At 66.1% G+C, this 13,627-nt stretch carries 15 protein-coding genes and 2 pseudogenes; 8 read left to right on the forward strand and 9 right to left on the reverse strand.

All coding sequences use genetic code 11. The annotated features are described in order from the left end of the window. Positions 1–469: 469 nt before the first annotated feature. The gene (locus tag ACX80F_RS15135) at positions 470–1,360 is read right to left on the reverse strand and encodes a diacylglycerol/lipid kinase family protein (protein ID WP_459337229.1); all 891 of its coding nucleotides are present in this window, start codon (positions 1,358–1,360) and stop codon (positions 470–472) included. A 471-nt stretch (positions 1,361–1,831) separates the two neighbouring features. Between ACX80F_RS15135 and sigK the strand changes: the two genes are divergently transcribed. Then, complete coding sequence (sigK, locus tag ACX80F_RS15140) at positions 1,832–2,476, forward strand: ECF RNA polymerase sigma factor SigK (RefSeq protein WP_459337230.1); 645 nt, start codon at positions 1,832–1,834, stop codon at positions 2,474–2,476. Between the two features lie 128 nt (positions 2,477–2,604). Here the strand turns inward: sigK and ACX80F_RS15145 are convergent, their stop codons facing one another. Then, positions 2,605–3,360, reverse strand: a complete 756-nt coding sequence (locus ACX80F_RS15145) for a GAF and ANTAR domain-containing protein (protein WP_459337231.1) — start codon at positions 3,358–3,360, stop codon at positions 2,605–2,607. A gap of 660 nt (positions 3,361–4,020) precedes the next feature. Here ACX80F_RS15145 and ACX80F_RS15150 point away from each other — a divergent pair. Next, positions 4,021–4,089, forward strand: a pseudogene (locus tag ACX80F_RS15150) (hypothetical protein); the annotation flags it as partial. A gap of 22 nt (positions 4,090–4,111) precedes the next feature. Beyond that, positions 4,112–4,573 (forward strand): hypothetical protein, encoded by a 462-nt coding sequence (locus tag ACX80F_RS15155; protein WP_459337267.1) that lies wholly within the window; start codon positions 4,112–4,114, stop codon positions 4,571–4,573. A gap of 29 nt (positions 4,574–4,602) precedes the next feature. Here the strand turns inward: ACX80F_RS15155 and ACX80F_RS15160 are convergent, their stop codons facing one another. The 3 genes from ACX80F_RS15160 to ACX80F_RS15170 all read right to left on the reverse strand — a co-directional run bounded on the left by ACX80F_RS15160 (position 4,603) and on the right by ACX80F_RS15170 (position 6,190). Then, positions 4,603–5,091, reverse strand: coding sequence for a MarR family winged helix-turn-helix transcriptional regulator (locus tag ACX80F_RS15160; protein WP_459337232.1), 489 nt, complete (start codon positions 5,089–5,091; stop codon positions 4,603–4,605). Between the two features lie 163 nt (positions 5,092–5,254). After that, entirely contained in the window at positions 5,255–5,722 is a 468-nt protein-coding gene (locus tag ACX80F_RS15165; RefSeq protein ID WP_459337233.1) for a hypothetical protein, read from the reverse strand. Between the two features lie 93 nt (positions 5,723–5,815). After that, positions 5,816–6,190, reverse strand: coding sequence for a hypothetical protein (locus tag ACX80F_RS15170; RefSeq protein ID WP_459337234.1), 375 nt, complete (start codon positions 6,188–6,190; stop codon positions 5,816–5,818). A 56-nt stretch (positions 6,191–6,246) separates the two neighbouring features. On the opposite strand from ACX80F_RS15170, the pseudogene ACX80F_RS15175 reads away from it, so the two are divergent. From ACX80F_RS15175 to ACX80F_RS15195, 5 genes and pseudogenes are all read left to right on the forward strand, one after another. After that, positions 6,247–6,675, forward strand: a pseudogene (locus tag ACX80F_RS15175) (AI-2E family transporter); the annotation flags it as partial. Between the two features lie 313 nt (positions 6,676–6,988). Continuing rightward, positions 6,989–7,525, forward strand: a complete 537-nt coding sequence (locus ACX80F_RS15180) for a hypothetical protein (protein ID WP_459337268.1) — start codon at positions 6,989–6,991, stop codon at positions 7,523–7,525. A 140-nt stretch (positions 7,526–7,665) separates the two neighbouring features. Beyond that, positions 7,666–8,532, forward strand: coding sequence for a metallophosphoesterase (locus ACX80F_RS15185; protein WP_459337235.1), 867 nt, complete (start codon positions 7,666–7,668; stop codon positions 8,530–8,532). 112 nt (positions 8,533–8,644) lie between these two features. After that, positions 8,645–9,118, forward strand: coding sequence for a hypothetical protein (locus tag ACX80F_RS15190; RefSeq protein ID WP_459337236.1), 474 nt, complete (start codon positions 8,645–8,647; stop codon positions 9,116–9,118). A gap of 223 nt (positions 9,119–9,341) precedes the next feature. Then, positions 9,342–9,845, forward strand: coding sequence for a DUF3145 domain-containing protein (locus ACX80F_RS15195; protein WP_459337237.1), 504 nt, complete (start codon positions 9,342–9,344; stop codon positions 9,843–9,845). A 74-nt stretch (positions 9,846–9,919) separates the two neighbouring features. Here the strand turns inward: ACX80F_RS15195 and fabF are convergent, their stop codons facing one another. The 4 genes from fabF to ACX80F_RS15215 form a co-directional block, all read right to left on the reverse strand. Beyond that, on the reverse strand, positions 9,920–11,155 hold the full coding sequence (fabF, locus tag ACX80F_RS15200) for a beta-ketoacyl-ACP synthase II (protein ID WP_459337238.1): 1,236 nt from the start codon (positions 11,153–11,155) through the stop codon (positions 9,920–9,922). Positions 11,156–11,270: 115 nt separating this feature from the next. Continuing rightward, positions 11,271–11,516 carry an acyl carrier protein gene (locus tag ACX80F_RS15205; protein ID WP_043445747.1) on the reverse strand — a complete coding sequence of 82 codons (246 nt, stop codon included), beginning with the start codon at positions 11,514–11,516 and terminating at the stop codon, positions 11,271–11,273. Between the two features lie 76 nt (positions 11,517–11,592). Then, on the reverse strand, positions 11,593–12,651 hold the full coding sequence (locus ACX80F_RS15210) for a beta-ketoacyl-ACP synthase III (RefSeq protein WP_459337239.1): 1,059 nt from the start codon (positions 12,649–12,651) through the stop codon (positions 11,593–11,595). Continuing rightward, positions 12,648–13,613: an ACP S-malonyltransferase gene (locus ACX80F_RS15215; protein WP_459337240.1), complete on the reverse strand. Its 966-nt coding sequence runs from the start codon at positions 13,611–13,613 to the stop codon at positions 12,648–12,650. The genes ACX80F_RS15210 and ACX80F_RS15215 overlap by 4 nt, the downstream gene beginning before the upstream one ends. Between the last annotated feature and the right edge of the window lie 14 nt (positions 13,614–13,627).

Here is a 13,627-nt window from a genome sequence, read left to right on the forward strand (position 1 = left end):
GGTCGGTTGACCCATGCATCCTGAGGATCGCATCAGCCCTCCCTACACCGAATGGGAGATGACCGGCGACACCGTCAGGATGCCGGAGTTCTGTGTGCCGGAGCTCGGCAACCGGCCCGCCATCATCACCCTTGAGCTCGACGCCCCCGATCGCGCGAACGGGGTGCTGTACAAGCTGGGTGGAGCCGGCGGCCTTACCTGCTTCATGGTGGACGGTGTGTTCACCTACGAGTACAACCTGTTCCTGATCCAGCGAACCAGGATCATGTCCGATTCCCATCTGCCCGCGGGGACCCACACCGTCGAGATTGAGACGAGGTACATCGAGCCTCGGCCGGGCGGATCGCTGAAAGTCATACTGCGCGTCGATGGGGATGAGGTTGGATCGGGCACTGTGCCGGTCAGCGCTCCGCTGATGTTCTCCGCGAACGACTGCCTCGACATCGGGCGCGGGCACGTGTGGTGGTGCTCAGCCGAGGATGGAGAGCGCGCGGGGGATGCTGTCGATCGTGATGTCCGTGTCGGGCTCGACCGATCGTACTTCGCCGTCGATCTGGTAGGGCATGGGCTTGAGGGTCGAGAACCGGTACTGGGCGTAGCTCGGCTGGTCGCCCAGGCCCTTCGTCGTTGCGCGCAGTGCGGTGAGCAGGATCCGCCACTTCGCCATGTGGGGGAAAGTGATGACCTCGAACTTCCCGTCAGTGGGTTGGTCCCCGGCTTCGCTGAGGGTTGCGTACTTCGCCATCTGGGAGATGTTCGCGAAGACGAGGCTGTCGAAGGTGCGGCGCGTGCCGTCGCTCTGACGGATCTCGAAAGGCTTGAACTTGGAGAACGTACGCACCACGGAGAACATCTCCTTGACGGCGCCCTTGCCGCCCTTCTCCAGGTCGATCGCGACAACCGGTGTCAGACCGAAGCCGATGTAGGAGTGCGCGTACACCGGGTCCGCATCCGTGTCGTCCATGCTGATCCGCAGCACGTCGATCTGCCGTACGCGGCCCTCGATGATTGCTTCGCCCAGGGGTTTGCGGCCGGTGACCCGGCTGTGGTCGTTGGCGTTGCCGGCGGCCAGGACCGCGCATACCGCTTCGCGGTTGCCGCTAGCCATGGTCCCGTTGACCACCTCGTTGTAGCCCCCGTCCCCGCTGACCGACACGATGAGCGCATTGGGTTGTGAGGCCGCTTCACGGGCGAGGTCGATCGCGTGCCCTGCGTGCTCGGTGGGTTGCAGGGTGATGATCGTGTCCGGTAAGGCAGGCGTCAGTTGGTCGGCGAGTTCCTCGGCGAGCTTCGGCGCGTCCCCTGTGCTGTTCGGGTTGAAGATGATGGTGATGGTGTCGAACCTGCGTGGGGTATCCATGGGTTGATCTTTCTGGTGAACGAGATGATGGGGGCCGCGACGGGTGCTGGTGACCTGTGGTGGACGGCGCGGGAGTTCTCGGGCCTTCTGCGAGGGCGCTCATCTCCGGGCCGACTGCTTGACCTCGAAGATAAGTACACTTACTAGTTCACCATGGACGATGCGGTGGGGCCAATAGACCGGCAATCCGCCGCGGCCGGTTGACGAGAGCCCGAGCCTTCCGGAGCTGCCCCCTGTCCTCTGGGCGTGCGAGCGACGGACGAGGTATGTGACCATCCTGTCGAGGACCTGGGCAGGCGGGCGTCACGATGGCCGACGAACAACATCATCGACGCATGTTTTTTGTGCTGTCGGACCTGGTGTAGTTGTGCTTTGCTGTCTTTAGGTTGTTTAGCAATCAGGCAGTGTGAGGCACTATGTGTCGCAGCGTCGCCTGGATCACACCACCGGTCATCAGAAGGTCTCAGCCCTATGCACACCGCGCAGAACCCGGTTCTCGGCCGTCTTTTTCCTCTGGCTTCTCCCTGCCCTCCGCCGACATCATCTGGCGACTATCGCGCGGGTGACATCGAAACCCTTCTGGTTCGGGTCGGACAGGGCGATCCGCGGGCGTTCGAGGACCTGTACCGGCAGACCGCTGCCCGCGTATACGGGCTTGCTCGGAAAGTCCTCGTCGACGCGGAGATGAGCGCCGAGACGACGCAGGATGTCTTCCTCGCCCTCTGGCAGGGCGCCGCGGTGCGGTTCGATCCCGGCCTCGGAACCGGGATGTCGTGGATCCTGACCGTCACGCACCGCCGCGCAGTCGACAAGGTCCGCTCCGAGGAGTCCCACCGGGTCAGGGACCTGACGTGGGGGATCAAAAATCAGGAGATCGATTACGACCAGGTCGCGGACACTGTCATCCAGCAGTTCGAAGTCGCTGCAGTCCGGGCTTGTCTGAACAATTTGTCTCCAACGCAGCGTGAGGCGATCCGCCTGGCCTACTATGCCGGCCTGACCTACGCCGAGGTTGCTGATCGCCTCGGAATCCCCGTACCGACCGCGAAGACTAGGATCCGGGACGGCATCAAGCGCCTCAGAACGTCACTCCAAGGGCACACCACGACCGAATGACGACGCGGAAGCTTGCGGATGGGACATCGTCGAGGGCAATCTCAGGCTGGGTTCTTTGCGCAGCGGTATGGCGCTAGAGGCCGCCATGATCAGCTGTGGTCGCCCCTGGAAAAGCTGATGGACCTGGATCAGCGTGCATTCCGTCTGCCGGGGAGTTCGCCGCTGCTGATGAGGTGATCCGCGACGGTCCAGAGCTTCATGTGGGCGCGCTGGCTGGCCATGGACAGCACGATGAACGCCTGCTCGCCGGTGATCTTGTGGCGTTCCATGAGGATTCCCTTGGCCTGGCCGATGACGTCCCGGGAGTCCATCGCCTCGTGGAGCTGCCGGGTCTTCTCGGCCTCGGCGAACGCGACGGCGGCGTGCGAGGCCACCAGCAGGCCGATGTTCTCCGACTCGTCCGTAAAGGCGTCGGCCTCGTAGGAGTAGAGATTGAGGGCGCCGAGATCATCGCCCTCGACCCACAGCTGGATGGAGAGCATGCCCCGGGCGCCCGCCTCCGTGGCCCGCTGCGCGAAGAGCGGCCACCGGTCCTCATGCGCCATGTCCGGGACCCGGATCGTCCGGTGCTGATACGCCGCTTCCAGGCACGGGCCCTCACCGGTCTCCATCTGCAGCGCGTCGATGCGCTCCGGCAGGGCCCCGGATGCGCCGCGGGAGCCGATGTTCTTGCGTCCCAGGACGACGCTGACGGAGCCTTCGTCGACGCCGGGGATCAGGTCGAGGGCGGCGTGGACGAATCCGGTGACGATCGCGTCCGAGTCCGGTTCCCGCTGGAGCGACCGGGCGAGCTCCGCGAGCTCCGTTGCGAGGTCGCGCCCTCGCTCTCGGCCACTGTAGTGGGACGACGGCATCCCCCTGCTCACCATGGAATCCTCGCTCACCCTTCGCACCCTCCGACGTCGGATCTGTCGCGCTGACGGCTGGTGCTCACTGTAATCCTCGAGATCATGCCCCGACACATCTGGGGGTTTGTGACGAGTCACCGACCGAGCACCTATCCCTGTGAACGGGCCGTTCATAACGGAAGCAGCCCGTCATCCCACGGGTCCAGCAGGTCACACACACTTTGCTGGGTCCGGACCCGATAATCACCGATTGATCCATGGGCCGCTTCGCCCTTGACTGGAAGGAGTCCGCGGGTCGAGCAAACGGCACCGGGGGCGGCAGGAGTGCAGGGCCAAGCGCCCTGCACTCCTGTTTTTGTGTCCATGGCCCGCTGTTGGAACATCCACGTCCGCTGCGGTGCATGGCGTCCTCGGGTTGCCTGATACCACCGTCCCATGAATTCTCGTCGTGCTTCCGACGCCACTGGTGGAGCGCGCTCGTCGGCGTCCGGTAGGTGGTGTCCTGGGGCCGGTGTCATGAGGGTTTCCCGCCGTGATGGACCTGGGTGGTACTAGGACAGCTCCTCGACGTCGTCGGCGACGACGACGACGACGAGGTCCGGCTCGTACTTCACAACGACGGTGGACGCGTCGACGACGATCGTGGCCGCGGACGGGTCGTTCATCGGGACCCTCCAGGAGGAGAACCGGCAGCCGGTGACCCTCGACCGGGCGTCCCAGGGCATGCAGGACGCCCTGGTCCTCATCGAGTATTACCGCTTGTACGACCACGACGGGGTGGACCTCGATGTCATCATGGGGGCCACCGCCAGCAATCTGTCGAGCGAGTACGACCCGCGGTGCCTCGACCATCACCCAGCAGTTCGTCACCGACGTCCTGATCGATTCCGCCCTGCACAACGGCGAGCACGCGATCTTCCAGGCACCGCACCGCAGGAACCTCGTGATCGACGCGATGCTCGCCCGCGGAACGATCACCCAGGAGGAGCACGACGACGCCATCGCCACCGAGCTCGGGCTCACCGGCACGCCCACCCTCGACGGCTGCACCGGCTCGGCGCAGGGAGCGTATCTCTGCGCCTACGCCACGCACCTGATCCTCGATGACACTGCCTACCGTGCGACCGTCGAGGACCGCCAAGAGGTGCTGTACCGCTCCGACCTGACGATCAGGACCACGCTCGATCGGCGGGAGCAGGCCGCGGCGCAGGCCGTCATGAACGACACCGCGGACAAGGCTTCCCGGTAGCCCGGGGTCGGAGGGTGGGGGTGGCGCGTTCAGCCCAGTCCGAGGGCTGCGCCCGTCGCCTCGCTCGGGGGTTCACCTGCAGCTTCGGCGAAGGCACGCATTGCCTTCTCCAGTGCCAGTCGGTCGCCGGCGTCCATCCGGCTGACGACGTCGTACAGTGCCCGTCGCCGGTTGGACATGACGCGGTTCACCAGGGCCAGGCCCTCGTCGGTGAGTTGCAGGCGAAGGAAACGACGGTCGTGGGGATCTTCTTCTCTCCGAACGAGTCCTGCCGTTTGAAGTTTGTCGACGGTGCGGGTCGCGTTTGAGGGATGAACCCGGAGATCCGCGGCTACGGCGCGGTGTGTCTGCGATCCGCGGGTAGCGATCAGGATGAGAACCCGCCATTGCGGGGCAGTGACGCGGTCCTCGATGTCAGCGATGGACTGCGCCACCACCGCGATGAAGACCCGCGAGGCACGCACGAGGGCATCAAGGCTGTTGTCTTCGGGCGCCTGGTCATCGTTCGGTCCGTCCATGTTTTCCATTCTCGCCGAGCTGGGTTGCTTCGCGGTGACGATCGGCAGTGGCGGGATGTCCGTGTCCCAGTCAGGAAGGTAGGGAGGTGGAGGGGTCGCGGGTGCCGTCGACGACGGTCGATGGTTCAGGTGCACCGTGCTGGTGGGATTACGGTCCCGGAGCCTAAGACGTGCGGTCGTAGTAGCCTCCGAGGTCGCCTTGGTACACGGGCACCGCAACGGCTTCCTCGCTGGCGATGACCGGGACGCTGATGAGCATCGCTGCCGTGTCGCCGATGTCGGCGTCCGTCGTGCTGAAGATCGTCGGGTTGTCGGCGAACCGGAAGGTGTCCTCGGCCCCGATGGTGAGTGTGGCGGTGTCGTCGGCGTCACGACTGACCACTTCGACGGGGGTCGTTCCTGTGTTGATCACGGTACCCAGAATTCGGGCCGGCTCATCTGCCGCTTCGGTCACCAGTTTCAGGTCGATCGCCTGGATCTGGTCCAGCGCGACCTGGGTCCCGTGGCCGACCCCGGGCTCGGAAGCTGCGCTGGTGCACCCTCCCAGCGTCACCGCCGTCGCCAGTGCTGCGAGGGCCGCCGTCGACGCCTGCGTGATAGCCGGCCTCGGACGTGTCCCTGATCGCGTCACAGAGCGAAGGGTGGATCCTTCCGCCACCCGTGTCGTTATCAGCATCAGTGGAACTCCTGTGAGGTCGTCTGCGATCGTGCTCAGGGCACCGGCTCAGGTCGTGGTGGCTGCGGCCGAGAGGCTCAGGAAGACACCTTCATCGGTGACCCGATCGATGTCCTCCGCCGACTCGTACGTGTGGTTCCCGGGCCCCGTGCCGTCGATCTCGATGTAACCCAGGCGCAGGAGTCGTTGCCTGCGTTCCTCGGGCAACGCGGGGCTGCGGTCGAAGACCGACGCAATTGCTCCCACGACGCTTCCGGTCTGCTCCGGTTGCTGGCCTTCGGCGGTGACCGCGTCCGGGTCTCCCATCTTCACGCCGGCGACAGTGCCGATCTTGTGGCCGGACGCGGTGAAGACGTCCATCCCTTCGCGGACGGATCCAATGGTGTCCATGATGATCCTCTCGTTGATGACGAGGTGCGCCATTCGTGGTCGTGTTCCATGCCACAGTCACAGTAAGCACCCTCAGCACTCGCACGGGGATGATCCGGCCATCCTTCCCGCTACCGTTGCGAAGTCGCAACCACCCCGTTATTCGGCTGAGACCGGCTGACGGCGGTCTGGCAATCAGCGGTGAATCGGCCGGTACGCCGGCTGGGCATGCGGGCCGAGGACGACGCCGGCGCGACACAACCACGACGGGGACAGAGGATGCGCTCGGAGCCCTGTCGGTCCTCGCCAATACGTTCACCGCGCTGATTCTGACGATGATCATCTTCCTCGGCGGGTTCGTCCCGGTGATCGGCGCCACCCTGACCGGGATCTTCGCCGTCCTGGTCGCCTATGTGACCAGCGGCGCGGGGCCGGCCAGTGGCGTGGGGATCGCGGTCGTCGTCGTGCAGCAGACCGAGGGCAACCTGCTGCAGCCACTGATCATGGGCGAAGCCGTGAAGCTGCACCCCGTCGTGGTCCTGCTCGCTCTGGGCGCCGACTCCATCAGGGTGCCCGCGCCGTTCGCCACCCCTGACGCCGGCGCCTGGTCGACGATGCGCTCCTGCGCAGCCGGCGTACCGGCCGATTCACCGCTGATTGCCAGCCCGTCGTCAGCTGGTCTCAGCCGAATAACGGGGCGGTTGCGTCTTCGCAACGGTAGCGGGGATGATGGCCGGATCGTCCCAATGCGAGTGCTAAGGGTGCTTACTGTGGGTTCTGGCGTAGAACATACCCCCACCGCACAGAAGGGCCGGAAGGCGCCGCCGGACCCCCTGAACCTGAGGAGGAGTCATGGGAACGATGACGAAGAGCACGTGGATCAAGAAGGCAGCCGCCCTGGCGATCGCACCGGCGGCAGTACTGTCCGTCGCGGCCTGCAGCGACACGGCCGGATCCGAACAGGGCGCCGACGTCGAGGACGTCAACGAGGCAGAACCGTCGGAGGAGGATGAGCAGGTCGGTGAAGGTGACGACGCCTACATCGGCTCCTACGACCAGTCGTGGTTCGACGACAGGGACTCCTACATCGGTGAGGAGGTGACGTTGTCGGCCGATGTGAACGAGGTCATCGATCCCACGGCATTCACGATCGCAGGGACCGACGACACCACGGTCGACGAGCTGCTGATCGTTCATCCGGAGGACCTGCCCGAGGTCAGCACGGAGGCGACAGTCGTGGTCACCGGCACTGTGAAGGAAGGCTTCTACGTCGTCACGGTGGAGGACGAGCTCGGCGTCGATCTGGACGACGCCCTCTACGAGGACTGGGACGGCGAGCCCTACGTCCACGCCACCGAAATCGATGATTCCGTCGCCTCCGACACCTAGACACCACGGGGGCAGGACAGCTGATCCAGGGCAGAAGGTCGTACACGCGGAGTTCGCACTGGGCCCTCCTCCCGGGCCCCGCATGGACTTCGCGGAAGAACAGAGGGAGAGCGACGATGAGACGTGCACTGAGGACCACGGTGGCTGCCATCGTGCTTGTCGTGAACATGGTCGTGGTGTACGGATTCGCCATTGAGCCCCGGTTGATGCTGGATGAGGAACGTCATCAGACGGTCATCCCCGGCCTGAGTGCTGAGGCGGACGGCACGGAAGTCGCTGTGATTGCTGATCTGCAGATCGGCATGTGGTTCGCGAACATCGGCATGGTCGAACGCATCGTGGAGCGGGTAGTCGACGAGGAGCCTGCGGCGCTGCTGATCGCCGGAGACTTCCTCTACAGCGAGGACCCTCCGAACCGGGAGAAGATCGAAACGGTCCTGGACCTTCTGGAACCTGTTCGCGATGCGGACATCCCGACCTTCGCAGTGCTCGGGAATCACGACTATCTCGTCGACGCCGCCGATCAGCTCACCGAATCTCTGGTCGCACACGACGTGACGGTGTTGCAGAACGCCTCGTCGACCCTGTCCGTCCCGGGCGCGAACGGTGCCGATGCGGTTGTGCAGATCGTGGGGATCGGTCCGGCCTATCAGGGCCTCGCTGATGTCGACAAAGCCCTCAGTGAGGTGCCGGATGATGCTCCACGCCTGGTGATGATGCACAATCCCACGACCTTCCCCGCGCTGCCCGCCGGCAGCGCGCCGCTTGCGGTCGCCGGGCACACCCACTGCGGGCAGATCGCCGTCCCCGGTACCCCGCAATGGTCATGGCTCGCGTGGACGACGAACGAAACGATGGTCGCCGACGGCTTCGCACCGGATGGCTTCGGTGCCACCGGTAACGCGCTGTTCGTCAGCTGCGGGATCGGGTTCAGTAACCTGCCCATGCGCATCAGCGCCCCGCCCCAGCTTGTGTTCTTCGAACTGCGCTCAACCCCGGACTCCTAGCCTCGAGGAAAGGCAACCAGTAGCGTCGGCCAAGGAGGAGCCACCCCACAGGGATGACAAGTACAACCATCGACCGGATCGACCGTCCCATGACCAGCCAGGAGACAATCAAATGACGAACCCCTCAGCCCACATGAAGACCACACGGAACCGATATCTCAGCGCCGCGGTGTTGCTCACCGTCAGCGCGTCCCTCGGCCTGACCGGATGCTACTCGGCGGCAGAGGAAGACTGGGATGCCATCGCCGTAGGCGAGGACGGCGTCGTTGGTTCGATCGAACTACGCAGCTTCCTGCTAGTCGCCACGGAGGAGGGCCAGCCCGGGCGTCTGTTGGGAACCCTGAACAACGAATCGGCGGAGCCCGTCGAAGTCACGATCAGCGACGACGACGACGATGTCAGCATCACGGTGCCGGCGGAAGGACAGTTCCCGTTCGACACGAACGAAGTCATCTTCGACACCGTCGGGGACGCGCCGGGCGCCCTGACACCCATCACCGCCACCACAGGAGAAGGCACAGAGGAACTGTCCATCCCCGTCGTGGACGGCACCCTCGAACGCTACGAGCCCTACCTGCCCGAGTAACACCAAGAACCAAGGCGGCTCATTCTCCGATCGTCTGTCCAAGGGGTGGTCGCGGGTGCGCAGAAGTGGCGTAATTCACCCCTCTCGTGCAGAATGAGCAGGAGTCAGGCGGATCCCGCGTGGTATCGCGGGAGGGTCTCGGAAAGCACTGCCAGGTTCATCGCACTGTCATCATCCGTTGCAGGTCGTTGGGGAAGACGTACCTACAGCTATGGAGGATGGAATGTCTGTTGTGATGGCGCGCGGTGTCTTGTACGTGCACTCAGCCCCTACTGCGTTGTGCCCTCATGTCGAATGGGCGATCGGCTCGGTGCTGGACAGGCGCATCGACATGGAGTGGACAGCGCAGCCTGCCGCGCCCGGAATGCTGCGTGCCGAACTCTCCTGGGTCGGCTCCCAGGGCGCGGGCGCCCAACTCGCCTCCGCACTCCGCGGGTGGGCCCACCTGCGCTACGAGGTCACGGAGGAGCAGAGCGCCGGTGCCGACGGCGGCCGCTGGTCGCACACGCCGGAACTCGGGATCTTCCACGCCACCACGGACGTCCACGGCAACATCATGGTGACCGAGGACCGCATCCGCTATGCCTACGAGGCGGGAGCCGGCGATCCCGCCGCCGTCTACCACGAACTGTCCCTCGCACTGGGGGAGTCGTGGGACGAAGAACTCGAACCCTTCCGGCACGCTGCCGAGGGAGCCCCCGTGCGCTGGCTCCATCAGGTGGGCTGAGCACCCGGTCACGCGACGACGAACAGGGAAGGCGCCATCCGTGCGGATGGCGCCTTCCCCGTTCTGGCCGGGAATCAGACGTTCCGGAGGACGATGACGGCGTTGTGGCCGCCGAACCCGAAGGAGTTGCTCAGCGCGACGATGTCGCCGGCGGGCAGGTCGCGCGGGGAGGTGACGACGTCGAGCGGGATGTCGGGATCCTGGTTGTCCAGGTTGATCGTCACCGGGGCCTTGCGGTCGTGGATGGCAAGGACCGTCATGACGGCCTCCACGGCACCGGACGCCCCGAGGAGGTGACCGGTCTGCGACTTCGTCGCCGATACCGCCACGTCGTCCAGGTGGCTGCCGAGAGCCGCCTTCAGCGCGGTGTACTCGGGCTTGTCGCCCACCGGCGTCGACGTGGCATGCGCGTTGACGTGGACCACGTCCTCCGCTTGGGCGCGGGCATCGAACAGGGCTGCCTTGAGGGCGCGGGTTGCGCCCAGACCCTCCGGGTCCGGGGCGGTGATGTGGTAGGCGTCCGCGGTCACGGAGGTGCCGGCGAGCTCGGCGTAGATGCGGGCACCACGGGCCAGGGCGTGTTCCTCGGCCTCGATCACGAGCGCGCCGGCGCCCTCGCCCATGACGAAGCCGTTGCGGGCAGTGTCGTAGGGTCGCGATGCCAGTTCCGGCTCGTCGTTGCGCCGGGACAGGGCCTGCATGGCGGCGAAGGCCGCGATCGGCATCGGGTGGATCGCGGCCTCGGCCCCGCCGCACATCACGACATCCGCCTTCCCGGACCGGATCAGGTCCAGCCCAAGGTGCAGTGCCTCGGTGCCGGAGGCGCAGGCGGAGACCGGAGTGTGGGCGCCGGCACGCGCGCCGAGGTCGAGGCTGACGGCCGCGGCGGGACCGTTGGGCATCAGCATCGGCACGGTCATCGGCAGGACGCGTCGGGGGCCCTTGTCGCGCAAGGTGTCCCAGGCGTCGAGCAGAGTCCATACCCCGCCGATTCCGGTGGCGAAGGCGACGGCCAGGCGGTCCTTGTCGATGTCCTCGATTCCCGAGTCCCGCCATGCCTCACGGGAGGCGACGACGGCGAACTGCGTGGAGGGGTCCATCCGCTTGGCCTCGACCCGGGTGAGGACCTCGGAGGCGGGGGTCGTGATCTGGGCGGCGAAGGTGACCGGTAGTTCGTATCGCTGCACCCAGTCGGCCTCGATGGTCCGTGCGCCCGAGACTCCCTTGAGGGAGTTGGCCCACATGGTCGGGACGTCCCCGCCGATGGGGGTGGTGGCACCGAGTCCGGTGATGACGACTTTGCGTGGCATGGTCACTCTTTCGACGCTGGGGGGTGCACCGGGACGACCGGGGCGGGGAGATGACGAGTACGGCCGCTCACGGCGGGGACGCCGGGAGCGGCCGCAGCGCTCGGAACCGCAGGAACTAGGCCTGCGCGCCCGAGATGAAGTTGACGGCGTCGCCGACGGTCTTCAGGTTCTTGACTTCCTCGTCCGGGATGCGCACGCCGAACTTCTCCTCGGCGTTGACGACGATGGTCATCATCGAGATGGAGTCGATGTCGAGGTCGTCCGTGAAGGACTTGTCCATCTCCACGGACTCCGGCGCGAGACCCGTCTCTTCGTTGACGATCTCCGCCAGGCCGGTCAGGATCTCTTCGTTGCTAGCCATGGTGGCTCCTTTTCTGTTCTTGCCGGTACACCGGCGGGGATGGTCAAACCGCACTCTCGCGGTCTGGGCTTGAAAACTAGGGAAGAACGACGACCTGCGCACCGAACACGAGGCCCGCACCGAAACCGATCTGCAGAGCGAGCTTGCCACTGAGCGACGGCTGTTCCTTGAGGGTGCGATGCATGGCGAGCGGGATCGAGGCTGCCGAGGTGTTGCCGGCGTCCACGATGTCCCGCGCGACGTAGACGTGTTCAGGGAGCTTCAGCTGCTTCACCATTTCATCGATGATACGGATATTGGCCTGATGGGGGAGGAACACCGCCAGATCGTCCGCGGTCACGCCGGCGGCGTCCAGGGCTCGCTGTGCGACTTTCGCCATCTCCCACACGGCCCAGCGGAACACCGTGGGTCCATCCTGGACCATGGTGGGCCAGAGGCTCTGGCGGCCGTCGTCCGCGTCGGTCTCAGGCTCCGTGTCGGTGGCCACTCCGAGGGAGTAGTCACGCACGTCGATGAGGGATCGGTTCATGCGGATGGCCTCGTGCTTGCTGCCGTCCGATCCCCATACGGAGGGGCCGATGCCCGCGGTGTCGCCGGGGCCGATCACGACGGCACCGGCCCCGTCCCCGAGGAGGAACGAGATGGTGCGGTCGGCGTTGTCGATGAAGTCGGACAGCTTCTCGACGCCCACCACGAGGACGTACTCGGCGGTGCCGGCATGCACCAGCGCGTCACCCTGTGCGATGCCGTAGCAGTAGCCGGCACAGGCCGCGGAGATGTCGAACGCCGGTGCCGGCGTGGCCCCCAGCCGGTCGGTCAGCTGCGCGGCGGCCGACGGCGTCGCGTAGGGATGGGTCACCGTCGAGACGAGGACGGCGCCGAGCTGTGACGCCTCGATCCCCGCGGCTGCCAGCGCCTCCCGGGAAGCGGCCTCCGCCATGTCGATGACGCTGACCTCGCGGGGCGCGCGGTGCCGGGTGACGATCCCGGTCCGCTGCCGGATCCATTCGTCGGAGGAGTCGATCCACTGGCACACGTCCTCATTGGTGACGATCACCTCGGGGCGGTAGGCGCCGACACCGAGGATGCGCGTGTGTTCGCGGAGGGGGGCTTGCTTGATCGTGGTGATGCTCACTGGGGTCCTTCGGGGGTAAGGGACGGATCGAGGTCCGAGGTCCGCGAGTGCTCCGTGATGAAGCTGCGGGCGGCGTCGAGGTCCTCGGGCGACTTTACTGCGAGAGTCGCCGTCCCGCGCATTCCACGCTTGGCCAGGCCCGTGAGCGTACCCGCGGGCGACAGTTCGACCATCCCGGTGACGCCCATCGCCTGCATGGACTCCATGCAGAGGTCCCAGCGCACGGGCCGGGAGACCTGCGCGATGAGGCTGTCCAGATTGCCCTCACCCGCGGCGACCGGCTGACCGTCATAGTTGGACACGAGGGTGGCCAGCGGATCGGTGGGGCTGAGGCTGGGGCACAGTGCTTCGAGGGCCGTGACGGCAGGCGCCATGTGAGCGGTGTGGAAGGCTCCGGCGACCTTGAGGGGGATGACGCGGGCTTTGGCCGGGGGAGCGTCTGCGAGGGCAGTCAGTTGCTCGAGGGTCCCCGCGGCGACCACCTGACCGCCTCCGTTGGCGTTCGCGGCGGTGAGCCCGAGGCCCGCCAGCACGGTGGCGACCTCGTCGGGATCACCCCCCAGGACGGCGCTCATACCGGTCGGCAGTGCGGCGGCGGCCTCGGCCATGGCGTTGGCCCGGACACGGACGAAGGCCACGGCGTCCTCCTCGCTGAGTGCCCCCGCGACCGCCGACGCGGTCAGTTCGCCCACCGAATGCCCCGCGACGACGGTCGCCGCAGTGAGCGGGTAGTCCTGGAGGATCAGGCGCGCCGTGACGAGACCGGCCGCGACGATCAGCGGCTGGGCGACGGCGGTGTCCTTGATGGTCTCCTCGTCGGAGACGGTGCCGTGGCGGACGAGGTCGGTGCCGGCTCGGTCGCTGAGCTGTTCCAGATGGTCCCGGACTCCCGGGAGTTCGAGCCAGGGGCTGAGGAAGCCCGGTGTCTGTGAGCCCTGTCCGGGGCAGGCGATTGCAAGCACTGTTCCAGCTTTCC

It is taken from the genome of Arthrobacter sp. TMS2-4 (assembly GCF_054511075.1).